This window comes from Psychromonas saccharinae (assembly GCF_051201515.1).
Taxonomy (GTDB): Bacteria; Pseudomonadota; Gammaproteobacteria; order Enterobacterales; family Psychromonadaceae; genus Psychromonas.
On the sequence record NZ_CP195153.1, the window covers coordinates 1 to 25,689 of the forward strand.

21 protein-coding genes are annotated in these 25,689 nt (G+C 36.4%); 10 read left to right on the top strand and 11 right to left on the bottom strand.

Annotated features, from left to right (window positions below):
* From dnaA to gyrB, 4 genes are read left to right on the top strand one after another with little or no spacing between them, the layout of a single operon-like run.
* The gene (gene dnaA / locus ACR30L_RS00005) at positions 1 to 1,374 is read left to right on the top strand and encodes a chromosomal replication initiator protein DnaA (RefSeq protein ID WP_435236012.1); all 1,374 of its coding nucleotides are present in this window, start codon (positions 1 to 3) and stop codon (positions 1,372 to 1,374) included.
* Between the two features lie 12 nt (positions 1,375 to 1,386).
* The gene (dnaN, locus tag ACR30L_RS00010) at positions 1,387 to 2,490 is read left to right on the top strand and encodes a DNA polymerase III subunit beta (protein WP_435236013.1); all 1,104 of its coding nucleotides are present in this window, start codon (positions 1,387 to 1,389) and stop codon (positions 2,488 to 2,490) included.
* Between the two features lie 18 nt (positions 2,491 to 2,508).
* Positions 2,509 to 3,588, top strand: a complete 1,080-nt coding sequence (recF, locus tag ACR30L_RS00015; protein ID WP_435236014.1) for a DNA replication/repair protein RecF — start codon at positions 2,509 to 2,511, stop codon at positions 3,586 to 3,588.
* A gap of 11 nt (positions 3,589 to 3,599) precedes the next feature.
* Positions 3,600 to 6,029, top strand: a complete 2,430-nt coding sequence (gene gyrB, locus ACR30L_RS00020) for a DNA topoisomerase (ATP-hydrolyzing) subunit B (RefSeq protein WP_435236015.1) — start codon at positions 3,600 to 3,602, stop codon at positions 6,027 to 6,029.
* 163 nt (positions 6,030 to 6,192) lie between these two features.
* On the opposite strand, the gene ACR30L_RS00025 is transcribed toward gyrB, so the two are convergent.
* The 4 genes from ACR30L_RS00025 to ACR30L_RS00040 all read right to left on the bottom strand — a co-directional run bounded on the left by ACR30L_RS00025 (position 6,193) and on the right by ACR30L_RS00040 (position 10,222).
* Entirely contained in the window at positions 6,193 to 7,392 is a 1,200-nt protein-coding gene (locus ACR30L_RS00025; protein WP_435236016.1) for a quaternary amine ABC transporter ATP-binding protein, read from the bottom strand.
* Positions 7,389 to 8,282 (bottom strand): ABC transporter permease, encoded by an 894-nt coding sequence (locus tag ACR30L_RS00030; RefSeq protein WP_435236017.1) that lies wholly within the window; start codon positions 8,280 to 8,282, stop codon positions 7,389 to 7,391. The genes ACR30L_RS00025 and ACR30L_RS00030 overlap by 4 nt, the downstream gene beginning before the upstream one ends.
* A gap of 141 nt (positions 8,283 to 8,423) precedes the next feature.
* Positions 8,424 to 9,407 carry an ABC transporter substrate-binding protein gene (locus tag ACR30L_RS00035; protein WP_435236018.1) on the bottom strand — a complete coding sequence of 328 codons (984 nt, stop codon included), beginning with the start codon at positions 9,405 to 9,407 and terminating at the stop codon, positions 8,424 to 8,426.
* A 329-nt stretch (positions 9,408 to 9,736) separates the two neighbouring features.
* Positions 9,737 to 10,222, bottom strand: a complete 486-nt coding sequence (locus ACR30L_RS00040; protein ID WP_435236019.1) for a MarR family winged helix-turn-helix transcriptional regulator — start codon at positions 10,220 to 10,222, stop codon at positions 9,737 to 9,739.
* Positions 10,223 to 10,820: 598 nt separating this feature from the next.
* On the opposite strand from ACR30L_RS00040, the gene ACR30L_RS00045 reads away from it, so the two are divergent.
* On the top strand, positions 10,821 to 11,603 hold the full coding sequence (locus ACR30L_RS00045) for a (S)-acetoin forming diacetyl reductase (RefSeq protein WP_435236020.1): 783 nt from the start codon (positions 10,821 to 10,823) through the stop codon (positions 11,601 to 11,603).
* 835 nt (positions 11,604 to 12,438) lie between these two features.
* On the opposite strand, the gene ACR30L_RS00050 is transcribed toward ACR30L_RS00045, so the two are convergent.
* The 3 genes from ACR30L_RS00050 to ACR30L_RS00060 form a co-directional block, all read right to left on the bottom strand.
* Entirely contained in the window at positions 12,439 to 12,975 is a 537-nt protein-coding gene (locus tag ACR30L_RS00050) for a redoxin domain-containing protein (RefSeq protein ID WP_435236021.1), read from the bottom strand.
* A gap of 32 nt (positions 12,976 to 13,007) precedes the next feature.
* Positions 13,008 to 14,228: an MFS transporter gene (locus ACR30L_RS00055; protein WP_435236022.1), complete on the bottom strand. Its 1,221-nt coding sequence runs from the start codon at positions 14,226 to 14,228 to the stop codon at positions 13,008 to 13,010.
* Between the two features lie 167 nt (positions 14,229 to 14,395).
* Positions 14,396 to 15,307, bottom strand: coding sequence for a LysR family transcriptional regulator (locus ACR30L_RS00060; RefSeq protein WP_435236023.1), 912 nt, complete (start codon positions 15,305 to 15,307; stop codon positions 14,396 to 14,398).
* Between the two features lie 153 nt (positions 15,308 to 15,460).
* Between ACR30L_RS00060 and ACR30L_RS00065 the strand changes: the two genes are divergently transcribed.
* On the top strand, positions 15,461 to 15,754 hold the full coding sequence (locus ACR30L_RS00065; protein ID WP_435236024.1) for a putative quinol monooxygenase: 294 nt from the start codon (positions 15,461 to 15,463) through the stop codon (positions 15,752 to 15,754).
* Positions 15,755 to 15,892: 138 nt separating this feature from the next.
* Here the strand turns inward: ACR30L_RS00065 and ACR30L_RS00070 are convergent, their stop codons facing one another.
* From ACR30L_RS00070 to tal, 4 genes are all read right to left on the bottom strand, one after another.
* Complete coding sequence (locus tag ACR30L_RS00070) at positions 15,893 to 17,155, bottom strand: valine--pyruvate transaminase (protein WP_435236025.1); 1,263 nt, start codon at positions 17,153 to 17,155, stop codon at positions 15,893 to 15,895.
* A gap of 393 nt (positions 17,156 to 17,548) precedes the next feature.
* Positions 17,549 to 19,615 (bottom strand): glycine--tRNA ligase subunit beta, encoded by a 2,067-nt coding sequence (gene glyS, locus ACR30L_RS00075; RefSeq protein WP_435236026.1) that lies wholly within the window; start codon positions 19,613 to 19,615, stop codon positions 17,549 to 17,551.
* 11 nt (positions 19,616 to 19,626) lie between these two features.
* Positions 19,627 to 20,535, bottom strand: coding sequence for a glycine--tRNA ligase subunit alpha (gene glyQ / locus ACR30L_RS00080; RefSeq protein ID WP_435236027.1), 909 nt, complete (start codon positions 20,533 to 20,535; stop codon positions 19,627 to 19,629).
* 226 nt (positions 20,536 to 20,761) lie between these two features.
* Entirely contained in the window at positions 20,762 to 21,712 is a 951-nt protein-coding gene (tal, locus tag ACR30L_RS00085) for a transaldolase (protein WP_435236028.1), read from the bottom strand.
* Between the two features lie 239 nt (positions 21,713 to 21,951).
* On the opposite strand from tal, the gene ACR30L_RS00090 reads away from it, so the two are divergent.
* The 4 genes from ACR30L_RS00090 (at position 21,952) to ACR30L_RS00105 (ending at position 25,681) form a co-directional block, all read left to right on the top strand.
* Positions 21,952 to 22,644: a DUF2161 domain-containing phosphodiesterase gene (locus tag ACR30L_RS00090; RefSeq protein WP_435236029.1), complete on the top strand. Its 693-nt coding sequence runs from the start codon at positions 21,952 to 21,954 to the stop codon at positions 22,642 to 22,644.
* Between the two features lie 159 nt (positions 22,645 to 22,803).
* The gene (locus ACR30L_RS00095) at positions 22,804 to 23,724 is read left to right on the top strand and encodes a siderophore ABC transporter substrate-binding protein (RefSeq protein WP_435236030.1); all 921 of its coding nucleotides are present in this window, start codon (positions 22,804 to 22,806) and stop codon (positions 23,722 to 23,724) included.
* A gap of 57 nt (positions 23,725 to 23,781) precedes the next feature.
* Entirely contained in the window at positions 23,782 to 24,738 is a 957-nt protein-coding gene (locus ACR30L_RS00100) for an ABC transporter permease (protein WP_435236031.1), read from the top strand.
* Positions 24,731 to 25,681, top strand: coding sequence for an iron chelate uptake ABC transporter family permease subunit (locus tag ACR30L_RS00105; protein ID WP_435236032.1), 951 nt, complete (start codon positions 24,731 to 24,733; stop codon positions 25,679 to 25,681). Before ACR30L_RS00100 ends, ACR30L_RS00105 begins: the two co-directional genes overlap by 8 nt.
* The last annotated feature ends 8 nt before the right edge of the window (positions 25,682 to 25,689 follow it).

Consider the following 25,689-nt stretch of genomic DNA (forward strand, 5'->3'; position numbering starts at 1 on the left):
ATGTCCCTCGCAATTTGGCAAGAGTGCTTAGCACAATTAAAAGATGAACTGTCAATGGGAGACTTCAGTACTTGGTTACGTCCACTTCAGGCTGAATTTAGCAACTCAACACTGTCACTGTATTCACCCAATAAATACACCAGTGAATGGGTACGGAATAAATATATGGATCTGATCGAGAGCAAGATCCAATCATTAATTCAGCAAGAAAATCCGAATTTGACCATAAAAATTCGTTTATTAGTGGGTAATATTAATTCTGCGGAGCCAAAAGCAAATCCAAAGGAGACGGTAAAAAATAATACCTCTCAACCTTGGGAAGGTGAAAGTAAAGCTTCCAATATTATGCATAAAAGTAATTTGATAAAAAAATATACCTTCGATAATTTCGTGGAAGGTAAATCAAATAACTTTGCATTAGCAACCACCCAGCAAATTGCAGAAAATCCAGGCGACGTTTATAACCCGCTTTTTTTATATGCTCATCCAGGTTTAGGTAAAACTCATTTACTACACGCTGTAGGTAATGCAATCGTCACCAATAATCCAGAAAGCAAAGTTGTGTATATCCGTTCAGAACGTTTTGTTCAGGATATGATCAACTCAATTCGTAATAATACCATTGAACAGTTTAAAGAATATTACGCATCACTCGACGCTTTATTAATTGATGATATTCATTTCTTTGCCGGTAAAGATCGTTCACAAGAAGTATTATTCCAAACTTTCAACTCAATGTTAGATGCTCACCAACAAGTCATTCTAACCAGTGACCGTTTTCCTAAAGAAATCGAAGGTATCGATGAGCGCTTACGAACACGTTTTGGTTGGGGATTATCAATTCCAATCGATCCACCTGAATTAGAAACACGTGTTGCAATATTAATAACCAAAGCAGAAGAGCGCGGATTACAACTGCCTGATGATGTTGCTTTCTTTATTGCTAAACGTTTAACAATTACTGATGTACGTGTTTTAGAAGGGGCAATTGCAAATATCTCAGCAAAAGCACAGTTTACTGGTCAAGATATCACCATCTCCTTGGTACAAGATGCACTACGCGATATGCTTGCAGTACATACTAAACAAACTACTATCGAGAATATCCAAAAGGTAGTTGCAGAACATTACCGTATAAAGACATCAGATATGTCATCAAAACGCCGTACGCGCACCGTCGCACGTCCAAGACAAATTGCGATGGCTCTCGCCAAAGAATTAACCCAGCATAGTTTACCGGAGATTGGCGAAGCATTTGGTGGTCGTGACCATACAACGGTTTTACACGCTTGTCGTAAAGTTGAAGAATTACGTCGAGAAAATAATGATATTCAGGAAGACTACAAAATCCTGATCCGCACACTGTCGATGTAAGGTAAATTAGTCATGAAATTCACAATCTCTCGCGAACTTTTTCTCCGTCCATTGCAATTAGTTGTTAGTTCTGTTGCAGGCGGTCGCCCAGCATTGCCTATTATGGGAAATATTTTACTTAAAGTTCAAGATAATATTTTGAGCCTAACGGGTACTGATTTAGAAGTAGAATTAATCTCTCAAATCAATCTCGATTCACCTAGTGAAGAAGGTGAAATAACTGTTCCAGCAAGAAAGCTTTTAGATATTTGTCGTGGGCTCTCGGATCCCTGTGAAATCACATTTCAAGTAAAAGATGAGAGAGTAACAGTAAGGTCAGGAAGAAGTAGGTACTTACTATCTTCTTTACCAGCTGTTGATTTTCCTAATATTGAATCTTGGCAAAGTCTGATTGAATTAACCGTGGCACAGAATGAATTTAAAAAGCTCATCGAATTCACTCAGTTTGCTATGGCAAGTCAAGATGTGCGTTATTATCTTAATGGAATGTACTTTGAAGCATCGGGTAATACATTACGTAGTGTAGCAACAGACGGACACCGACTTGCTTCATGCTCTATTGCGTTATCGCAGACCATCGAAGAACAATCAGTTATCGTACCAAGAAAAGGGGTGATTGAACTGGTTAAGCTACTTGATAATGACCAAGCTAATTTGACCATTCAAATCGGTCAAAATAACTTACGAGCTGTTATTGATGGTTTTATCTTTACCACTAAATTAGTCGATGGGCGCTTTCCCGATTATCGACGCGTGATCCCGCGTAATGGTGATAAAGAACTGATTTCTAGTCGTGAAACATTAAAACAGGCCTTTTCTCGCGCAGCCATTCTATCGAATGAGAAATTTAGGGGGGTACGTTTAACATTATCTGAAAATTTATTGCAGATAACGGCAAACAATCCAGAACGAGAAGAGGCTGAAGAATATATAGACGTAAATTATCAGTCAGCAGATCTAGAAATAGGATTTAACGTTAGTTATGTACTGGATGTTTTAAATACCTTAAAAAGCGATCAAGTTAAAATGACCTTTAGCAGCTCCGATAATAGCGCTTTAATTGAATCAATCGATGATGATAATTCGCTTTATGTCCTCATGCCGATGCGTTTGTAGCACGGAGAATAGAGCTTTATGCCCTTAGAAAAGTTGATTATCAATCAATTTCGCAACATTAGCTCAGCCAATCTCACTTTTAACAATAAAATTAACCTTATTGTTGGCCCCAATGGAAGCGGTAAAACATCGCTTCTTGAAGCTATCTATTTTCTTGGTTTAGGTCGTTCATTTAGAACACGTTTAAGCAATAGGGTAGTCAATTATGAACAAAATGAATTTACCCTATACAGCGAGATTAATAACCATGACGTAACCATTCCTATTGGTTTACAAAAATCAAGAAGTGGCGAAAGCATACTGAAAATTAACGGTGCACTAAGCAATAAATTAGCAAATTTAACCCAATATTTGCCATTACAACTAATTACCCCCGAAAGCTACACACTACTGTCAGGTAGCCCCAAAAATCGTCGAGCATTCATCGACTGGGGCGTTTTTTACCATGATCCACAGTTTTATCTCAATTGGGCAAGAATAAAGCGCCTATTAAAGCAACGTAATGCAGCATTAAAGCAATGTAACGCTTACAAAGAGCTTCAATTATGGGATAATGAACTTTGTTTTTTAAGTGAAACAATCAGTAAACAAAGACAGGATTACTTTAATCTGTTGATGCCTTTGGTCAATGAGACCATTACTGAATTTTTACCTGAGTTTTCAATTAGTAGCAGTTTCTTTTGTGGATGGGATAAAAAAAATAAACCACTTCAAGAGTACTTAGCAGATAATTATTTGCGTGATAAACAACTTGGTTATACAACGGCTGGGCCACAAAAGGCCGATATAAAATTTAAAGTCAATGGATTGCCCATTGCAGATGTATTATCAAGAGGGCAATTAAAACTATTTGTTTATGCATTACGGTTAGCTCAGGGGCTTTTCTTAAATTCATTTAACGATAAAAAATGTATTTTTTTAATCGATGATTTTAGTTCTGAATTAGATCAGACTAAACAACAAATATTAGCAAAACACATTACAAACTCCGACGCTCAATTGTTTGTTACTGTTATTGATAAAAATAACATATCAACATTATTTGAGCAGGAACGCACCGTGTTTCACGTGGAACACGGCAAGATCACAGTAGAATAGGTGAAAGTTTTATGGCTGAAAATAGTTATGATTCGTCAAGTATTAAAGTACTAAAAGGACTCGATGCAGTACGTAAACGTCCTGGTATGTACATTGGCGATACCGATGATGGAACAGGTTTACACCACATGGTGTTTGAAATACTAGATAACTCAATCGATGAAGCTTTGGCGGGATACTGTGACGATATTGTCACCACCATTCATACCGATGGCAGTGTATCTGTACGTGATGATGGTCGTGGTATACCCGTTGGAATTCATGAAGAAGAGGGTGTATCTGCTGCTGAAGTTATTATGACAGTACTTCATGCCGGTGGTAAATTCGATGATAACTCTTACAAAGTATCAGGTGGCTTGCATGGTGTGGGTGTATCTGTTGTAAATGCACTATCAAGTAAATTACGCTTAACCGTTAAACGTGATGGCAAAATTCATCAACAAACATACGTTCACGGTGAGCCAGAAGCGCCATTATCCATTATTGGTGATTCTGAGCAAACAGGTACAGAAATTCGTTTTTGGCCAAGTGCTGAAACCTTTACAGATACACATTTTTATTATGATATTTTGGCGAAGCGATTACGTGAATTATCATTCTTAAACTCAGGTGTTTCAATTAAATTAATTGATAAGCGTGAAGAAGATAAATCCGATCATTTCCATTACGAAGGTGGTATTGAAGCCTTTGTTAATTACTTAAATACAAACAAAACGCCCATTCATAGTAAAGTATTTCACTTTTCTACAGAAAGTGACGATGGCACCTGTGTCGAAGTAGCAATGCAATGGAACGATGGTTTCCAAGAGAATATTTACTGTTTTACCAATAATATTCCACAAAAAGATGGCGGTTCTCACTTAACAGGCTTCCGTGGTGCACTAACACGTACCTTAAATGCGTACATGGAAAAAGAACTCGCAAAAGTTAAAAACAATAAAAATAAAGCAACCACAGAGGGCGGAGACTCACGAGAAGGTTTAACGGCTGTTATTTCTGTTAAAGTACCTGATCCGAAGTTCTCATCACAAACTAAAGACCGTTTAGTTTCTTCTGAAGTGCGTCCTATTGTAGAAAGTGCAATGGGTGAAAAACTACAAGAGTTTCTATTAGAAAATCCGTCTGAAGCAAAAATCATTACGTCTAAAATCATTGATGCGGCGCGCGCACGTGAAGCAGCCCGTAAAGCACGTGATATGACTCGTCGTAAAGGCGCATTAGACTTAGCAGGTTTACCGGGTAAATTGGCAGACTGTCAGGAAAAAGATCCTGCACTTTCTGAATTGTATATTGTGGAAGGGGACTCAGCGGGCGGCAGTGCGAAACAAGGCCGTAACCGTAAAAACCAAGCAATTCTTCCGCTTAAAGGTAAAATATTAAACGTAGAAAAAGCGCGTTTTGATAAAATGCTGTCTTCTCAAGAAGTAGCAACACTGATCACCGCACTAGGTTGTGGTATTGGACGTGATGAATATAACCCAGAAAAAACGCGTTATCACCGTATCATCATCATGACCGATGCCGATGTCGATGGTTCACATATCCGTACGCTATTACTGACATTCTTCTACCGCCAAATGCCGGAATTATTGGAAAATGGATATATTTATATTGCTCAACCACCACTTTATAAAGTGAAAAGAGGTAAGCAAGAAACCTACATTAAAGATGATCCTGCATTACAGACGTATCTAACGTCACTTGCATTAGAAGGTTCTTCTTTACATGTTAATGCTGATGCACCGGGTATTTCGGGTGTGTCACTAGAAACAATGATCCAACGCTACCGCAGTGTTCAAGATACGATTAAGCGTTTAGCACGTCGTTATCCATCGGTGATTCTAGATAAACTGATTTATAAATCAGCCCTAAGTGTTGAGCAATTAACAGATAAAGCATTCACTGAAACATGGATAAATGATATTACTGAAACACTAAATCATGAAGATTTACACGGCACAATCTATAACGCTGAAGTGGTTAAATCAGACGATGAGATCAGTAATAAAATTCTATTTACGGTGCGTATGCATGGTGTCGATAGCATATATACCTTTGATGAAGAGTTCTTTGCTTCCCATGAATACAAATCTTTTGTTTCTGTCGGTAATGAAATTCAAAGTCTGCTTGAAGAGGGTGCATACATCAAACGCGGAGAACGTACTCAACCCGTTGAGACTTTCATTGAAGCCGTTAATTGGTTAATGCATGAGTCTAAACGTGGTCTTTACATTCAACGTTATAAAGGACTAGGTGAAATGAACCCGGATCAACTATGGGAAACTACCATGGATCCAGAAGGTCGTCGTATGCTTCAAGTTACCATTGAAGATGCAGTAGGTGCCGATCAACTATTTACAACCTTAATGGGCGATAACGTTGAACCACGTCGTGCATTCATCGAAAACAATGCGCTACGCGTTGAGAACTTAGATGTTTAATATACGATAGTTGAATTAATCTAAAATAAAAAGCCAGCTTCTTGAAGTTGGCTTTTTTGTTTCTAAATATCAGTTATAAAAGAAGAGTCTATTTACAACGAACAATAAAAGGCCCGCTAATAATTAAATTATTAGCGGGCCTTTTTAGGGATGGCAAAAACGATTAAGTACTTGGTTTTTCTTCGTTTGAAGAGAAGATATCTGCAACGCTTTCTTTTTCAAGAGAGCCCTTCAGATTTCCTTCTTCGTCAACAACCGGTAATGAATAATCCGATGAAATACTGTCGGTTAACACTTCTTCAATGGCAGATTCAGGCGAAACCGTTGGTACGTCTTCGTAAATATCCGCATTGATAATATTAGAACCTTCACCATCGGCAACTTCTTGCAGACTTTCTTCGGTGATAATCCCTTGATAACCATCTTTAGTGACATGATAACCATAGTCTTCTTTGGTTTTCTTCATCTGTGCTAAGGCATCTGCAATGGTTGTTCCAGTAATCCGCATAGAAGGCTTCTGCATCACAGTCTCGACAGTCAACGCACGAGCACGATTAACGTCTTTTACGAAGGCTTCGACATAATCCGTTGCAGGATGAAGTAAAATCTCTTCAGGCGCTCCCTGTTGCACTAATTCGCCATCTTTTAATATGGCGATCTGGTCACCTAAGCGTAATGCTTCATCTAAATCATGGGTGATAAAGATAATAGTTTTTTGTAACTTTTCTTGAAGATCAATTAATTGATCCTGCATTTCACTACGAATAAGCGGATCAAGTGCGGAGAAAGCTTCGTCCATTAGCAGTATTTCAGCATTGGTACACAGTGCTCGCGCTAACCCAACACGTTGTTGCTGCCCACCGGAAAGCTGAGAAGGGTATTGCTCACCATAACCTTTTAAACCTACTGTTTCTAACCACTCATTGGCCATATCAGTTCGTTTACTTTTTTCTGTCCCTTGAATGTCTAATCCATAGGCGACATTATCGATGACTTTCCGATGAGGCAATAAACCAAAGTTTTGAAAAACCATCGACATTTTGTGGCGACGAAAAGCCATTAATTCAGCTTCGCCAAGTTCCATTACATCAATACCTTCTACATCAATTTTCCCCTCTGTCGGGTCAATTAAACGATTAAAGTGTCTGATTAATGTGGATTTACCTGAGCCAGATAACCCCATAATAACAAAGATCTCACCACGTTTTATTTCAAGGTTAATATCTTTCAATCCAACGGTATGACCTGTTTTTGCTAAAATTTCATCCTTACTTAATCCTTCTCGTACTAAGGGCATAACACTCTTTGGATTGTCGCCAAATACTTTATAAAGTCCTGATATTTTAATAAATGAATCGGTCATTTTTGATCTCCCAAGTGTGCTTGGCTACGTTTTGCATAAGCCTGCGTTGCTCGGTCAAACAAAATAGCTAAAGCGACGATCGCGAAACCATTTAATAAACCTAATGTAAAATACTGGTTAGTGATTGATTTTAAAACTGGTTGTCCCAGCCCTTTAACACCAATCATGGAAGCGATAACCACCATTGATAATGCCATCATAATGGTTTGGTTAATGCCCGCCATAATAGTTGGCATCGCGAGTGGTAATTGAACATCAAGTAATCGTTGTCGACGACTTGCACCAAATGCCATTGCGGCTTCCAGTACCTCTTTATCAACCAAACGAATACCAAGATTGGTTAAACGAATAACGGGCGGAATGGCATAAATAACCACCGCAATTAGTCCAGGAATTTTACCTATTCCTAGCAACATCACGACGGGAATCAAGTAAACGAACGCAGGCATAGTCTGCATCACATCCAAAAGCGGTGTCACTATTGCTTGTATTCTATTCGAACGCGCCATCGCAATACCAACGGGAATACCAATCGCAATTGAAACGAAGGTACAAACGGTAATAATGCTCAATGTCCGCATGGTGTCTTCCCACATACCAAAGTAACCAATCAACAGAAAGGAAATCACACAGGCAACGGTCAGTTTAATCGAACGACTAGCAAGATAAACCAAACCTGTTACAACAAGAAGTACAATCCACCAAGGTGTACTAAGCAGTAATTTTTCAAACCAGACGAGAAAAGAAAGAAGGGGATCAAAGATGGATTCAATAAAGTCTCCATATTCTCGAGAAAAACTTTTATAGGCGCCATCTAATGATTTACGGATAAGACGCATAGTTGAATGATCCATTTCTGGAAAGCTGGTTAACCAGCTACTATCAGCCATTTTTATTTCCTTGTAATGCAAAACCAATGCATCTAATTAACGACTCCCTAATATTTCGAAATGAATAGATAATTAAAAACATTGGCTTGGAAAAGAGCCATTCACACTGAATAACTCTTTTTATTTAATAGAAAGGGTAATTTACAGTTCAGCTGCCACTTTTTTAGCAATACTTTCAGGTAACCAAGCTTTCCATTTTTCAGGGTAGGTTTCTAGAAAATAATGCATTGCATCTTCTGATGTTGCTTGCTCATCTTCCATCCATGCTAATAATTGGTTCATCTCAGCATTGGTAAAGCTTCGTTTTGAAAGATAATCTAAAATTTCTGGATTAGTCGGTGCAAATTTCTTTGATACCATAGTGCTAACAGGTGCTTTAGGGTACATAGTCGCTTTAGGATTTTCACAACCGTCGATTGCTATACAGGTTGTAAATTGTTCCTCGTCGATACCTGTACCAAAGTCAACTTTAACCATATCGTATTTACCAAGAACAGCCGTTGGAGACCAGTAATAACCTAACCAACCTTCTTTACGTTCATAAGCTTTAGCAATAGAACCCGATAGACCAGCACTTGAACCTGGATCAATAAGTTCAAATCCAGCTTCTTCTAGCTTCATGGCTTTAAATAGATTAGCAGTAGAAATCTGACAGTTCCAACCAGCAGGACAGCTGTACAAACCACCTAAATCAGGATTTTCAGGGTGTTTGAATAATTCTGGATGTTGTTTCACACCTTCGATAGTTTTAAGTTCAGGATATTTATCAACGAGATAAGCAGGAACCCAAAAGCCTTCTTCACCGCCATCACTTAATGAATCACCCGTGTTAACTAATGTGCCATCTTTAATCGCATTATCAATGACTTCTTTCGCTGAGTTTGACCAAATTTCAGGAGCAATGTCTGGTTGGCCTTTTTCTACCATAGAGGTAATTGTAGGCATAGTATCGCCAGGCACTAATTCGGCCTCACAATCAAATCCCGAATTTAAGATGAATTGATCTACATTGGCAATAAAACTAGCAGAGCTCCAGTTCATATCCGCAATGGTGACAGCGCCACATTCAGCTGCTTGCGCAGTAGAACCCATAAATAAACTAAGTGCTGCAATTTTCCATTTCATAATCATTCCTTTTGAAGTTAGTTATGTATTGCTCATTAGCATACAGAAAAATTACTTTGTACTCAAACCATTCGTACTGTATGCATTTTTATAGACCGGTTAATAAATGTTTAAATACAGGAATTATTCGCCATTTTATTAACAGAAAGAGAGGGATTTTTATATTTTAGTTGATATAAGAAAAACATTGTATAAATAAAATACACAACGCATCACAAGTAAAAATTTAAATTAGTTTTTACACTAATCTTTTTATTTATTTCAACTAGAAAAAATCCCCTTGTAGCAAAAACCACAAGGGGATTAATCAAAAAAAACCAAAATTAAATTTAATTGTTTTCAGGAGGATCGGTAATATTACCCAAATCTAAAACAGGTGATACATCATAGCTTTCTGCATTCATCATACTTGCAATGCGTTGAACAGAAGAGAGCAATAAACTCTGTTCCCATTCTTCTAAGCTATGGAACTTATTAACAAAACTTTCCTGAAGCGGTAGTGGTGCTGTACCTAACAATAATTCGCCTTTTTCGGTAAGGTTTGCATGTACTTTTCGTTTATCAGATGTACTTCTAACACGTACAACTAAGCCATTCCTTTCTAACCGATCTAAAATAGTTGTTGCCGTAGCAGGGCTTACATTGGTATGTTCAGATAATTGACGAAGTGTCACTTTTCCGAGCTCTTTGATCGATCGCATCAAAATAAGTTGTGGCCCAGTTAGGCCAGATTCTTTACTCAATTTTTTTGAATATAAACCAATAGCGCGGATAATTTGTCTAAGAGAAACGAGAACCTCTTCATGTTTTTCCAATGCAGTACTCCAGAGATAAGCAATTTGCAAATTCTGCCTGAAATCAATGCACTTTAAAACCTTTGATTAATGAAAAAGTATTAAAATGAGAGAAGAGTAACTTAGCTGTTTTTCCAAAAAAGAAAATAAAATATATCCACAATTTAAAAACAACCCGTTAAAAAATCATAAAGTTATTATATAACCCACTAAATTTAAAAGAAAAAAACAATACTTTCAACTCTAATCATCTAGCAACACTTCATTGAAACTTAAATAAAATAAAATCTATAGACCTAAGGCGAATAAACACTTTAATCACAATAAATACATATTTTTACTTCAATACATTTAAATCACACAATTAAGCATAAAACATCGACAACATAAAATGATATATATTTAATTATTTTATTAGATTAATTTACGAAAAAAATCAATAAGAGTATAATTTATATAACTTCTTTGGAAATATATTTACCCTGAACTAATCCCATATTAGCGATCGTTATTACAAAGAAGTTATGGCTAGAGTAGATGGTTAAATGATTTATTTTACTCGTCAGTTCTAGCAATACATTTTTATTTAACGTAACTCTATCATTTAAGGAGAGTAACAATGAGTCAAAATACAACTAAAGTAGCAATGGTCACTGGTGGTGGACAAGGGATTGGAGAAGCAATTTGTAAAAGGCTAGCTAAGGATGGATTTGCCGTATCAGTCACTGATTTAAATTATGAAAATGCACAAAAAGTCGCTAGCGATATAAATAATAATGGAGGAAAAGCCATTGCAGTTAGAGTTGATGTAGCAGACCGAGAAAGCGTGTTTGCAGCAGTCGAAGAAACATCAACTAAATTAGACGAGTTTAACGTCATCGTGAATAATGCAGGCGTAGGACCAACAACCCCCATAGATACCATTACACCTGAACAATTTGATAAAGTTTATCGTATCAATGTATCTGGTGTGCTATGGGGAATTCAAGCTGCTCATAAAAAATTCAAAGCATTGGGCCATGGTGGTAAAATTATCAACGCAACGTCTCAAGCTGGTGTAGTGGGTAATCCTGACTTAGCCTTATATAGTGGAACTAAATTTGCAGTTAGAGGAATAACTCAAGTGGCAGCAAGAGATTTAGCTAAGGAAGGGATTACTGCTAATGCCTATGCACCTGGTATAGTAAAAACACCAATGATGTTTGGTATCGCCCATGAAGTTGGCCAACAAGCCGGTGAATCTGATGAATGGGGAATGCAAACATTTGCTAAAAGTATCGCATTAGGGCGATTATCTGAAACGGAAGATGTCGCAGCAGTTGTTTCTTTCTTAGCAGGACCAGATTCTAATTATGTAACGGGCCAAACCTTAATTGTTGATGGCGGTATGCAATTCCATTAAACCTTGTAACTGAAGATACAATGTATCAATTTCAACCTCTATCTAATCGATAATAAAATCCATCATCTGTAGCTTGTTTAATCAAAACAGATGATGGACATATTTCAGCTATTAATCTTCCAAAAAAGTTTCGCGATACTTTTATGAAAACAATTATCAACTGATATATTATCGATTAAATTTTTAGGCCTAACTAAATATATAAATACCCATAATCTAGAAAAATGATATTGCTTATATATTCGATAAATTTAGTTACTTTGATCAAATTTGGGAAGTGGTTATAAATCAACAAATCGATATAAGTTGATTACAAAGTGCAACATAGCAAATAATATTAGACTTCCCTCATCATTTTATTTTTCATAGGTGTAAAGCATCACTTTTAATTTTATAAGTCACATTTTCTATTAAAATAGCTCTACAACTCGATTAGACACCAAAAAACCGCGATAAACGCACTCAATAAAGCTTTTACTCCTAAACCAAACAAACATAAGAGAACTAAATTTAAATCGCTCACAATTCAAATATGAAAGCCTATTTTTTGTGCTAATTATTTTTTAATTTTATAAAAAATATTAAAAAGAAAAGAACAAATACAAATAACCCATTGTTTTTAAATGAAAAAATTTATTTTTAGCTATATTTTTATTTTTTTAGTTAATTTTCTTATTATTTTGGTTTTAAAGTTTGTTTCACGTGAAACAATGATAATCGAAAAATGAGTTTTAGAGTTTTACCGATCATAAAAGAAAAAATTATTATTAGTACAAATATCAAAAAGCCAGTTTTAAAAACTGGCTTTTAAGTTTCAGTAGAATAATAAACAGGTCTAATATTTAAGCGTACCACGGATTGGATAATCCGGTTGACTACGTACAAATGTAATACCACGAACAATAACATCAAGCTCAGGACGTAGAAGAGGGGCATTAGAAATATCAATTGCTTGAAGATTACCTTCTTCATTAACAATAAACAAACCCGGTTCAGCAAAGTTATGATCTGTTTCTTTCTCTGAACGGGGAACTGAAATGTATAAACCAAGTGTTTGCATCTGCTCTTGAGTTAATCCATAAGCAATCGGAAAGCTGATTGTTAGTTGTTCTAAATGTTTTTCTAATTGCGTTTTTGAGTCGCCAGAAACGGCCATAACACTTACACCTAGTTCTTCTAATGCTTCTTTATGTTGCTCTAATTGATTTAAGTAACGTGTACATAATGGACAATGAACGCCACGATAAACAACAATCATTTGCCATGTAGCATTACCACGAGCCTTACCTAACTCAACACTTGAACCATCGAGTAACATTGCGTTAATCACAGGAAAAGTATCACCTGTGGTTAGTTTTTTAGAAGTTGTCATTATTTATATCCTTAATAAGTAAGTGAACGAAATTAATTAGTGTTGCTTTTAAGTAAAGTTACATTACTGGATTTGATTGGCATATTGTTAACCAACAAGCTTAATCCAATTAAGATGAGACTGAAAATAGAGACACCGGTCCAACCAAGTTCAGCAAAAATTTTAACGCCAAATAACGACCCTAATGCACCACCAATAAAGTAAAACAGCATATAAATACCATTAATTCGACTTTGAGCTGCGGGGTCAATTGAGAAAACACGCACTTGATTAGAAACCTGTGCACTAAACACACCAAAATCAATCAGTGCAATACCGACGATTAAAGTAAATAAATTACCACCGAACAAACAGACAATAATAAAGCCTAAAGAAATAATCACGAGTGCCATGGAAATCATTAAGCGAGAGCCAAATTTATTAACATAAATCCCCGCCAACTTAGCTCCAATGATCCCTGCAAATCCGATCACTCCGAATAACCCAGCCTGTTGTGAATCATAGTCATAGGGTGGTTCATTAACATATAAGATAAGCGTAACACACAGAGCATTAAAAGCTGCAAACCATAATGCACCTGAAATGCCTGATTGGCGTAGTAATGAATGTTTTTTGACTAACCCAAGCGTACTACTTATGAGCGTTCGATAGGGCATACGATTAGTTGGTTGGTTATATGGTAAATATCGGTTTAAAAGTATCCCAAAAATAACAGCAATAATAGCAGAAATAAGAAAGACAGCGCGCCAACCATAGTACACACCGATTGAACCACTTAAGGTTCGAGAGAGTAAAATACCGAGCGTAAGGCCAATCATTAAAGTACCTATTACTCGACCCTTTTGATCTTCGTGGGCCAACGAGGCTGCAAAAGGTATTAATTGCTGAGTAATGTTTGCACTCAATCCTATAATAAAACAAGCGATCATAAGCGTGAAAACATTAGCGGCAACGAAAGCAAAAAGAGAGGCTATGATAAGAAAACAAGATAATATACTAATCAGTTTTTTACGGGGCATATTGTCACCTAATGGTGAAATAAGAAGTAATGCAACGGCGTAGCCTAATTGGCTTGCAGCAGGAATAACCCCTAATTTATCTGCATCAACGCCTAGCTCAGCCCCCATTAATGGTAGAATTGGCTGACTGTAATAAAGATTACCGACCGTTGCGGAAATAGCACACGACATCAATAACAATAATTTCTTACTCATGACTGGTATATTTACTTCATTCGTCTCTAGATTATCCATCTAATTCCTCGGGAGTTACTCGTTAAGCGGCTCATTGTTAGACTATTTCGATATCTTACCTACCCTTTAAAAATAACAAAAATGTTAGATTTGTATTGAATCTATATTATTTAGTTATAGTTAAAATAGTAGAAGAATAGCCAGTAACCGGTAAATAATGCCGATTTCTATTTTGTCATAGAATGTTGAATATGCGGGATAGCTGCTTGAACAATATTTTTAAAAGCTTCGGCACTTGGGGATAATTGATTTTTTCTATTATGTAACAGAAGTGGAATACTAGGAGTAACACCTTTAATTGGAATAAAAACACAGCCATCACTCACTAATTTTCTTATTGAACTCGGTGCAATTGAAATACCAATACCAGCTGAAACTTGCGTCAGTAATGTTTGCATCTGCGTCGGTTGGTTTTTAATATAAGGTGAAAACTCAGCTTGCTGGCATAAACTAATCACAGCATCAAAAATACCGACAGCTTCTGTTCGGGCAAACAACACAAATTTTTCATTTTGTAACAAAGGTAATTCAATAATAGTTTTATTTGCCAAAGGGTGATTACTTGGAATAACAGCTGTTAAGCTATCAATATATATTTCAAATGCCTGATAATCATTATGTATCGCTTTGGGCATTTGACGAGAAAAACCAAGATCAATTTTGTTTTGTTCGAAAGCTTCAATCTGTTCTGATGCGGTCATCTCAACTAAATTAATATAAACATTCGGATAGAGAAGGGTGTATTGACGCACTAAATCTGGAATAAATGAAAGGGTTGCACCGCCCATATAAGCAATCGTTAATGAACCAATTTCTCCCTTATAGGTATTAACTACATTCTCCTTCGCCAATGCTTCGCGTCGAAGTAACTCAATAGCATCACCTAATAAACGTTCGCCTGCAGTCGTAATTAGCACTTCTCTAGAATTACGAAAAAACAACTTCACATCGAGTTCATTTTCCAATCGCGTAATATGGCGACTAATAGCTGGCTGCACCGTATATAGCTCTTTAGCCGCAGCAGAAAAGCTTTTTAAAGTTGCAACTGCGACAAAGCTTTTTAACGTTTTTAGTTCCATTAACGACTCCTCTACATATATGCGATAGGGTTTTACCTAAATTATCAATAGTACTTAAAAACTGATTTATTAATATAATAGGTTATCAATCAATCCTATCACTGATAAGCTAGATTGTTACTACGATGTATCATTTCTTAAAGGAAAATATAAATGTCTAAATTAACTATTGTTGCTAACTTCATCGTTAAAACAGATAAAATAGAACAAATAAAAGCTGAATTTTTAACGTTAGTAAAGACAACTCGTGCAGAGGATGAAGGCTGTATTAGTTATGATTTATTTCAGGATAACACGGATTTATCAAAATTCACTGTCATTGAAACTTGGGAGTCAGACGCTCTTTTACAAAAGCATGCAGACTCCACACACTTTAAATCTTTTATGAAGACAACAGAGTCAATGGTAGAAAGTTTTACCATTAATAGCTTAACGCAAATAGCTTAGAACGAGTTAAATTGTTGCCCTTATCTTTACAGAAATTAAAGCAAAGCCAACGTTAACGTGTTGGCTTTTTAATCTTAAAAAGTATTTCACAACAGTTTCACGTGAAACAATTTATTTAATTTATTTAATTTATATTTATTATAATGCGCTCTTTGATTCGTATAAACTGTTTATTGTCTCAGCTAAAATAGCCACACCACGTTCAACAACATCATCGTCTTGTGCATAATTAAGACGAATACATTCTTGTGTATGCTGCCATTCTTGCTCTAAACCAGGAAAGAAGTAATGACCAGAAACTAAAATAACCCCTTTTTCTTTCAAAGTTTTATACAATTCATTCGATGTAATTGGCAAGTCTTTAAACCATAGCCAGAGAAAGAGGGCGCCTTCTGCTTTATGTATTCTGAAATTAGGTGTTGTTATTTGTTGTTGTAATAGCGCAATAGCCTTATTTGCTTTTGCTTGATAGAAAGGCTTAATAACTTCATCGCTTAATGTAATTATTTCTTTTGTTTTAACTAATGGCAACGCAATTTCAGGACCAATACTACCTGGTGATAGAGCCATAATCCCAGATAGATTGGCCATTGCTTTAATAATAGTAGGATTCGCAATAACAATGCCACAGCGTGCACCTGGTAAGCCAAATTTAGATAAGCTTAGACATAAAATAGTATTATTATTCCAAAATGGCGTTGCGTCGGCAAAAATCATATTAGGGAAAGGTGTGCCATAGGCATTATCAATAATTAACGGGACATTATTATCTCGAGCTAATTGATCAAGATGATGTATTTCCAGATCAGTTAATACATTTCCCGTTGGATTCGTCGGACGAGAAACACAAATAGCACCGATATCTTCCGTGATTTTTAATGCATCGAAATCAACATTATATTTAAACAAGCCATTTTCTAGCTCGGTTATTTTTGGTCTAACCGCAACAAAAGCATCTTCTGAAACACTCGCATCTGCATAACCGATATATTCAGGGGCAAGTGGAAATAGGATTTTTTTATTCACTTCACCGTTATAATTTCCACCTAACAAATTAAATAAATAAAAGAATGCATTCTGACTACCATTAGTAATCATTATATTTTCTGAACTTAACTTCCAATCATAAAGTTCGTTAAATAACTTAGCAAGTGCTTCTATAAAATCAGTTTTACCTTGAGGCCCATCATAATTTGATAATGTTTGAGTTAACTTTCCCTCATCCAATAATGATTGCATTAACGCTGTTATACGCGTTTGTATTTCTGGAATCGCAGCGGGATTTCCTCCGCCCAACATTAAGATATCATCGCCTCCTTGAACGCCTTCATTCAGGTCATCCATTAATTCAGTAATCCCTGAATGTTGAGTAAATTTATTTCCGAATATCGAATAGGGCATATTTATTCCTTTGGTCTTTTTCATTTAGATAAAAGTTCCACGTGAAACACTTATCTAAATAAAAATGGAGTGGTTTAAATAATACCAATTGTATTAAATATGAGATCTAAATTTTGAGCTGGAAAAATGGTTTAGTTTGAGGCGAAAGTTGCCACTACCGAGAGATTAACAAGTGAATCCTCTAACGTGAGAATTAATATAAAGACATTAATTCTTTAATGGTTGTTCCCTTAACGAAACTTTCAACAAAGAAATAAACTATTTTAACCAGCAAAATAGATCAGCTAATTATTACAATTGATATAAGTTTATAAAAACAAAAAAGCTCAGTATAAACTGAGCTTTTTTCGTATTCTTGGTTCTCTCATTATCGCAAGAATCTATTGCGCAAAATTATAAAACCGATACATCCGCAACCTGCAAGAACAGATTACGTAAACGATTTAACATCGCTAAACGGTTTTGTTTAACCGCTTCATCCTCAGCCATTACCATTACATTATCAAAGAAGGCATCTACAGGCGTTTGTAAGCTAGCTAACTCGAATAATGCAGACTCGTAATCACCTTGAGCAAACATTGGGCTTAACTTACTCTCTAGGGCCGATAAAACGTCCGCCAATGATTTTTCAGCATCTTCTTGAAGTAATGCGTTGTCAATATCTGTATTAATCTCACCAGTCACTTTTGCAAGAATATTACTAATACGTTTATTAGCAGCAGCAATAGGAGCAGCTTCAGGTAATGCGTGGAACTTAGCAACAGCTTGAATACGTTTTTCAAAATCAACAGGACTTGTTGGACGGCGATCTAAAACAGATTGAATCAATTCAACAGAGAAACCATTCGCTTGATAAGCCGCACGGAAACGGGCGAAAAGGAAATCAACAACGTCTTGTACAACATTCTCATTAGTCAATTTACTACCGTATTGTACTTTCGCTATTTCTGCTAATTCAACAATATCAAGCGGTAACTCTTTTTCAGTAATAATACGTAATAAACCAATAGCAGCACGACGAAGTGCAAAGGGGTCTTTATCACCTTTAGGTGCTTGGCCAATACCAAAAATACCAACCAAAGTATCTAGTTTATCGGCAAGTGCAACTGCACAAGCAACTAATGACGTCGGTAATTTATCGCCAGCAAAACGAGGTAAATACTGCTCATTTAATGCAACAGCAACTTCTTGTTCTTCACCGTCATTCTGTGCGTAATACATTCCCATCACGCCCTGAACATCGGGGAATTCCATAACCATTTCTGTCATTAAATCAGTTTTAGATAATAGACCAGCACGTTGTGCATGATCACCATCAGCATTGATTTGTGCCGCAATATTTTTAGCTACTTCAGAAATACGTTCTGACTTCTCTTTCAATGTACCCAGTTGTTTTTGGAATAATACAGTTGATAACGACGCTAAACGACTTTCAAGGGTTGTCTTTTTATCTGTTTCAAAAAAGAACTCAGCATCGGCTAAACGAGGACGTACTACCTTTTCATTACCCGTAATAACCTGTATTGGATCACGGCTAACAATATTAGAAACAAAAATAAAGCGCGGTAATAAGTTACCTTCTTTATCCAACACAGGAAAATATTTTTGATTATCTTTCATGGTGTAGATAAGTGCTTCTGAAGGCACTTTCAAGAATTTTTCTTCAAATGATCCAGCTAATGTAACAGGCCATTCAACCAATGAAGTCACTTCTTCTAGTAGGGCTTCATCAATCGCAGCAACACCATTTTCATGTGCAGCAACCGCTTCTACTTGTTCACGAATAATCGCTTTACGGCGCTCATAATCAACAATAACTTTACCACTATCATCCAATAATATTTCATATTGATCAGCGTGATTAAGGGTTAGTTCTGCTTCACCAAGGAAACGATGACCACGAATAACACGTTCAGACTGAACACCTAATAGTTCACCCTGTAAAAGTTGTGCACCAAATAACATACAAACCGTGTGAACAGGTCGAATAAACTGAGTACTTTCAGATCCCCAACGCATTGGTTTAGGAATAGGCAACTTAGTTAATGCGCGTGCAGCTATATCTGGAATGAGTTCAGAAACATCTAACCCTTTCACTTCAGACTTAAATAGTAACCACTCACCTTTGTCTGTAACCAGTCGTTCTGCCTGTTCAACAGTTATACCATTTGATCGTGCCCAACCCTGTGCAGCTTTTGTTGCTTGACCTTCAGCATCAAATGCGACATTCACAGCAGGTCCACGTTTTTCAACAATCTTATCTGCCTGTGCTTTTTCTAAGTTAGCAACAATTAACGCCAAACGACGTGGCGAGGCTAACCAACGGACATTATCGAAGGCTAATTCAGCTTTAACTAGTTCAGCTTCAACGTTACTTGCAAAGGATTCAGCAAGTTTGCGTAATGATTTTGGTGGTAACTCTTCGGTTCCCAATTCAATCAATAAATTTTCTTTTGACATGAAACTTGCCTCTATTTATCTTGTTCTTTACAAAGTGGGAAACCAAGCGATTCACGTTTTGCGTAATAAGCTTCAGCAACGGCTTTAGACAGTGCGCGTACACGCAGAATATAACGTTGACGTTCTGTAACAGAAATAGCATGACGCGCATCTAATAGGTTAAATACATGTGATGCTTTCATTACTTGTTCGTAAGCAGGCAGTGGCAAACCTGCTTCGATTAGCTTTTCACTGTCTTTTTCACATTGATCAAATTGACCAAATAATGCATCAACATCGGCATGCTCAAAGTTATAAGCAGACTGTTCAACTTCATTCTCGTGGAAAATATCACCGTAGGTCACTTTTCCCATTGGCCCATCAGTCCAAACAAGATCATAAATACTTTCAACGCCTTGCACATACATCGCAATACGTTCTAAACCGTAAGTAATTTCCCCCGTTACAGGAGAGCATTCTAAGCCACCAACTTGTTGGAAGTAAGTAAACTGTGTCACTTCCATACCATTAAGCCAAATTTCCCAACCTAACCCCCAAGCACCGAGTGTTGGTGATTCCCAGTTATCTTCTACGAAGCGAATATCATGGATAGAGGTATCAATACCAATCTCTTCCAATGATTTAAGATAAAGCTCTTGAATATTTTTTGGAGAAGGTTTTAACACAACCTGGAATTGGTAATAATGTTGTAGGCGGTTAGGGTTTTCACCGTAACGGCCATCTGTAGGACGACGACAGGGTTGTACATAGGCACTGCTCATTGGTTCTGGACCAATTGAACGTAGGAATGTTTGCGGGTGGAATGTACCAGCACCCACTTCCATATCGAGCGGTTGAACAATAGCACAACCTTGGCGAGCCCAAAAATCTTGCAGTGCAAGAATTAGCCCTTGGAATGTTTTAATATCGAATTTTTGCATGATTTAGGCTTCGAGTTGGTTATAGAAAATGATGGCTATTATACCTATTGAGGGCAATTATACCAATGGCAATCAACCACATGAACTCAGTTTGAAGGTAATAAATAGGATAATAATACGTAGGCAATAGCATTAGCCATTAACATGATAGGTTTTAGGCTTATATTTACCAAAAAGGTGAAAATGCACAATGTATTTTCACCTTAATAAAAACGTCCGTATTAAATTAAAGTTTAGATAATAACATCACTTCTAATTTACCTTGATCCACGGCGAAGTTGCGAATACCTTCAGCCAATTTTTCAACCGCCATTGGATCTTGATTATGTTCCCAGAGAAATTGATCGTGACTCATAATGGCAGGGCGTGTTTTCACAGTAGTAGTCGGTTTCAATTTACGTATGACTTCCCCGCTTGTCTCTTCTAATTCTTGTAAAAGTTGAGGAGCGATAGTAAGGCGATCACAGCCTGCTATTTCTAAAATTTCATCCATACTTCGAAAGCTTGCGCCCATTACAACGGTTTTATAATCGTGCTGTTTATAATAATTATAAATATTAGTTACCGAGATAACACCTGGATCTTCCATTGCAGAAAAGTCTTTATTTTCTTTAGCTTTGTACCAATCTAAAATGCGGCCAACAAAGGGAGAAATAAGGAAAACACCCGCTTCAGCACAGGCACGCGCTTGAGCAAATGAAAAAAGTAACGTTAAATTACAGTTAATACCTTCTTTTTCTAATACCTCGGCAGCACGAATACCTTCCCAGGTTGATGCGATTTTAATTAAAATACGATCGTTACTGATACCTGCATCGTTATACAATTTAATCAATTTACGGGCTTTCGCAATACTCGCTTCAGTGTTAAAAGATAAACGTGCATCAACTTCCGTGGAAATACGTCCAGGAACAACTTTTAAAATCTCTAAACCAATCGTGACCGCAAGCATATCTGCGGCATCAACAAGTTGCTGTTGTTTATCATCACTTTGTTGTTTTGCGTAAGCAATTGCTTGATCAATATATGGTTGATATTCAGGGATTTGTGAAGCTTTTAAAATAAGAGAAGGATTAGTTGTCGCATCTTCCGGTTGATATTGACCAATGGCATCAATGTCACCAGTATCGGCAACGACAGTCGTCATTTCGCTTAGCTGTGCTAGTTTTGATTTCATTTATATCCTCTACATTGTCTTTTTATTCTTATATTTTAAATAATTACCTTGTTATGTATTCCTATTATTAAAGGCTTAAGACGCATAAAGCAAGTAAAGCGCATCGAGTAATGTAATTTACCGCTAAAATTCGCTGCTTTTGTAAAAATTTGTCAAAAGGTTACCAGTAAGCAAAAGCGTGAAAGTAACCAATATTTATTATAATGTACCCATTTTCACTTCAACTACCGTGAGCACCTATGGCGCAAAAACTTCAGGAAAACGATCTTTATCTTCCCATTAAACGCTTTCTAACTAATCTTGATTATGAGGTAAAAGGGGAAATAAAAAACTGCGATATTGTAGCCAAAAAAGATGACGAACTGATTATTATTGAATTAAAGCTCACCCTAAATATAACCCTTTTATTACAGGCGGTTGATCGTTATTCCCTCGCTGATATTGTTTATATTGCTATCCCTAAGCAAGCAACCCTATTCAAAAAACAAAACAAACAGATAAAAAAATTACTGGCGCGTTTAGGATTAGGGCTAATTGTCGTCGATATACAACCAACCCAACAATACGTCGAAATAATTAACGATCCAAAGGATTACACACCTCGAAAGAATTTACGTAAACAAAAAGCATTACTTAAAGAATTCACTGAGCGCCAAGGTGACACACAAAAGGGCGGTTCAACACGTAAAAAATCGGGATTAACGGCCTATCGACAACGCAGTATTCGTATTGCAGCTTATCTATCTCAACAAACGACAGTAAAAGGGGTTGAAGTAAAAAATGCAATTAGCGAACCTCAGGCCACCAGCATGTTAAATAAAAACTATTATGGTTGGTTTGATAAAATTGAACGTGGTATTTACCAACTATCAGAAAAAGGATGTAATGAACTACCCGAATGGCAAGATAGAATGAATAAAATTACATGTTAAATTACTCCCTTGTTAACTTAAAAAGGCATAAGTAACACAATCAAAAAAATGAATATTCATTATTCTTAAATGTAATTGCATAGAAAATTGGGCTATGTTAGCCTAAACGTAATAATAACTATTATCATTTAATGTTTTAATCATTTACGGAAATGCACTATGCAACTAAAAACTAAAGTAATGGCATTAGCCACTGCAACTGCGCTTTTATTTTCTTCTGTTCATACCCTAGCAAAAACTTATCAACATGAACTAGGTGAAGTCTCCATTGAAAAAGTACCTCAACGAGTGGTTGTCCTAGGTTACGCGAGTTTAGATGTGCTGGATGCTTTAGAGATTGATCCTATTGCCATTCCTAAAAAACTACTTCCTTCTAACTTGAGTCAATACAAAGCAGATAAATATACAAATACAGGCAGTTTACAAGAGGTTAACTATGAAACGCTTTTTAAACTCAAACCTGATTTAATTATCGCAGAAGCACGCATGGCTAAAATCTATAAAGATTTATCAGAAGTTGCGCCCACTTACCTATTTAAAATCGATAATAATGATTATTGGCATACCACTAAACAGAACTGGACTAATTTAGGAGAGATCTTCAATAAACAAAATAAAGCAGAACAACTTATCAATGAAGTTGAAACTAAACTATCCGCACTTAATAAAAAAACAAATGAAAATAAGTCGAAAACATTAACCGTAATGAGTAATGGTAATAATATTTCAATGTTTGGCCCTTCAAGTCGTTTTTCTTTTATTTATCAAGAAGCAGGGTTTACACCTAGTACTTCAGAACAAGTAAATGCGGCACCACGTACTCACGGTGACTTAATTTCATTTGAATATATTGCCGATGCGAAACCAGATACATTATTAATACTTGATCGCGAACAGGCAATCGGCAAAAGCACTGGTAAAGCAAAATCTTTATTTAATAATGAGCTTATAAATTCAACGCCTGCAGCTAAAAACAAACATATTATCTACCTTGATCCTGCAGCATGGTATTTAGCAGCTGGTGGTTATCAATCAATATTAACCATGATTGATGATCTCAATAAAGCGATCAGCGAATAAGCTGTTTTTATCTTCAAGGTATAGCAATCGCTATACCTTTTATTAACTGTATTCATAATGAAAAATCAACATATCCTCGCCATTACTTTACTGCTAACCCTGTCCTCTGCTTCATTATTTACCGGTGTCGCAAACCTTTCATTTTCAGATATTTTAAATCAACAACCGCAAAGTTTATCAATACTCATTAATAGCCGAATTCCTCGCTTGATCGCGATTATGTTAGCAGGTGCGGGATTGAGTGTGGCAGGTCTTATAATGCAGCAAATAGTGCAAAACCGCTTTGCTGCACCATCAACCACCGGCACGATAGATTGCGCTATGTTGGGCTATATCGTCGCGCTTATCGTATTTACTGGAAGTGGTAACTGGGTGCATCTTGCCACTATTTTTAGCTTTTCAGTACTGGGTACTCTGCTATTTGTTCGATTTCTACAACATTTAAAATTTAAGAATACAGTATTAGTGCCATTAATCGGCATCATGTATGGCAATATTATCTCGTCAATAACGACTTTTATCGCCTACAAATACGATCTGATTCAAACGTTAGGCTCTTGGACAGTTGCCAATTTTGCTTCGGTATTAAAAGGTAATTACGAATTTCTGTATTTTGCATTACCCGTTTTAATTATTGCTTATGGTTATGCACATCGATTTAGTGCTGCAAGTGTAGGCGAGAGCTTCGCAAAAAATATAGGGATTAATTATCAGCGTGTTGTTTTAATTGGTGTTGTATTAGTCGCCGTTTTATCTGCTTCAGTCGTAATGATTGTTGGAATGATCCCATTTCTTGGGTTGATTGTCCCCAACATCGTTTCTATTTTTATAGGTGACAATATGCGCCGTAACCTTCCTTGGGTAGCCTATTGTGGAGTCATACTCGTACTGACCTGTGATATTTTAAGTCGGATTATTATATTTCCCTACGAAGTACCAATTTCAATGATTATCAGCATTCTGGGTGGATTAGTATTTATTTATCTGATACTAAAGGATAAAACAAATGCGTGATAAAACTAAACTTACCTTACTAATCCTATTAGCAATATTGCTTTGTACCGTTTTTATCACAAAGGGGTTAACGCCAGATAACTATCAGTTTTTTCTATCTCGTCGTATCCCAAAGGTCATTGCAATCATACTTGCGGCAATCGCTATTGGTTCCTCATCGCTCGTATTTCAGACTATCACTAATAATCGAATACTAACGCCCTCAATCCTCGGTTTTGATTCATTGTATGTCATGATTCAAGTGCTGTTAGTTGCCGCATTTGGTACTTATAGCCATTTTATTTTAAACAGTAAAGTTAACTTCTTAACGGCAACAACCATTATGCTTATTAGTGCAATGACGCTATTTAGTTTCTACTTTCGAGGAAAGCAAAAAAATATATTTACGTTGTTATTAATTGGTATTGTGCTTGGTAGCTTATTTCAAAGTGTTACGGGATTTTTCACCATGGTAATTGATCCCGATGATTTTGTGTTTATCCAAAGTGCAATGTTTGCTAGCTTCAATAATGTAAATAAAGAACTTGTCTATTGGTGTATTGCTCCTTTGCTATTGTGTTGTGCTTCTCTATTACGACTTTCACCTTATTTAGATGTTATGTGGTTAGGCGTTAATAATGCCACCAGCCTTGGTGTGAATACAAAAAAACTAACAATGAAGGTTATTTTTGTCGTAACACTGATGGTTTCTATCTCTACGGCATTAATTGGACCTATTTTATTTTTTGGACTCGTCATCGTCGCACTGACTCGCCAGTTTTTTAATAACTATCATCATCATTTCTTAATCGTAGCAAGTGCTATTTTATCTATCATTATGCTCCTTGGGGGACAATGGGTAGTGGAAAACTTACTTGATTTTGAAACAACCATTAGCGTCATTATTAATTTCTTTGGTGGCGGTTATTTTATTTTTTTACTGGTCAATAAAAAGCTCAATTAGGAATATGA

What these genes read in the sequence shown, in the direction of transcription:
- ACR30L_RS00030 (WP_435236017.1), bottom strand. Translation starts at nt 8,282, where the DNA reads ATGGCTGATAGTAGCTGGTTAACCAGCTTTCCAGAAATGGATCATTCA.
- ACR30L_RS00065 (WP_435236024.1), top strand. Translation starts at nt 15,461, where the DNA reads ATGTCTAAATTAACTATTGTTGCTAACTTCATCGTTAAAACAGATAAA.
- glyS (WP_435236026.1), bottom strand. Translation starts at nt 19,615, where the DNA reads ATGTCAAAAGAAAATTTATTGATTGAATTGGGAACCGAAGAGTTACCA.
- ACR30L_RS00095 (WP_435236030.1), top strand. Translation starts at nt 22,804, where the DNA reads ATGCAACTAAAAACTAAAGTAATGGCATTAGCCACTGCAACTGCGCTT.
- ACR30L_RS00070 (WP_435236025.1), bottom strand. Translation starts at nt 17,155, where the DNA reads ATGCCCTATTCGATATTCGGAAATAAATTTACTCAACATTCAGGGATT.
- ACR30L_RS00100 (WP_435236031.1), top strand. Translation starts at nt 23,782, where the DNA reads ATGAAAAATCAACATATCCTCGCCATTACTTTACTGCTAACCCTGTCC.
- dnaN (WP_435236013.1), top strand. Translation starts at nt 1,387, where the DNA reads ATGAAATTCACAATCTCTCGCGAACTTTTTCTCCGTCCATTGCAATTA.
- tal (WP_435236028.1), bottom strand. Translation starts at nt 21,712, where the DNA reads ATGAAATCAAAACTAGCACAGCTAAGCGAAATGACGACTGTCGTTGCC.
- glyQ (WP_435236027.1), bottom strand. Translation starts at nt 20,535, where the DNA reads ATGCAAAAATTCGATATTAAAACATTCCAAGGGCTAATTCTTGCACTG.
- ACR30L_RS00060 (WP_435236023.1), bottom strand. Translation starts at nt 15,307, where the DNA reads ATGGAACTAAAAACGTTAAAAAGCTTTGTCGCAGTTGCAACTTTAAAA.
- gyrB (WP_435236015.1), top strand. Translation starts at nt 3,600, where the DNA reads ATGGCTGAAAATAGTTATGATTCGTCAAGTATTAAAGTACTAAAAGGA.
- ACR30L_RS00045 (WP_435236020.1), top strand. Translation starts at nt 10,821, where the DNA reads ATGAGTCAAAATACAACTAAAGTAGCAATGGTCACTGGTGGTGGACAA.
- ACR30L_RS00090 (WP_435236029.1), top strand. Translation starts at nt 21,952, where the DNA reads ATGGCGCAAAAACTTCAGGAAAACGATCTTTATCTTCCCATTAAACGC.
- ACR30L_RS00035 (WP_435236018.1), bottom strand. Translation starts at nt 9,407, where the DNA reads ATGAAATGGAAAATTGCAGCACTTAGTTTATTTATGGGTTCTACTGCG.
- ACR30L_RS00050 (WP_435236021.1), bottom strand. Translation starts at nt 12,975, where the DNA reads ATGACAACTTCTAAAAAACTAACCACAGGTGATACTTTTCCTGTGATT.
- dnaA (WP_435236012.1), top strand. Translation starts at nt 1, where the DNA reads ATGTCCCTCGCAATTTGGCAAGAGTGCTTAGCACAATTAAAAGATGAA.
- ACR30L_RS00055 (WP_435236022.1), bottom strand. Translation starts at nt 14,228, where the DNA reads ATGGATAATCTAGAGACGAATGAAGTAAATATACCAGTCATGAGTAAG.
- recF (WP_435236014.1), top strand. Translation starts at nt 2,509, where the DNA reads ATGCCCTTAGAAAAGTTGATTATCAATCAATTTCGCAACATTAGCTCA.
- ACR30L_RS00025 (WP_435236016.1), bottom strand. Translation starts at nt 7,392, where the DNA reads ATGACCGATTCATTTATTAAAATATCAGGACTTTATAAAGTATTTGGC.
- ACR30L_RS00105 (WP_435236032.1), top strand. Translation starts at nt 24,731, where the DNA reads ATGCGTGATAAAACTAAACTTACCTTACTAATCCTATTAGCAATATTG.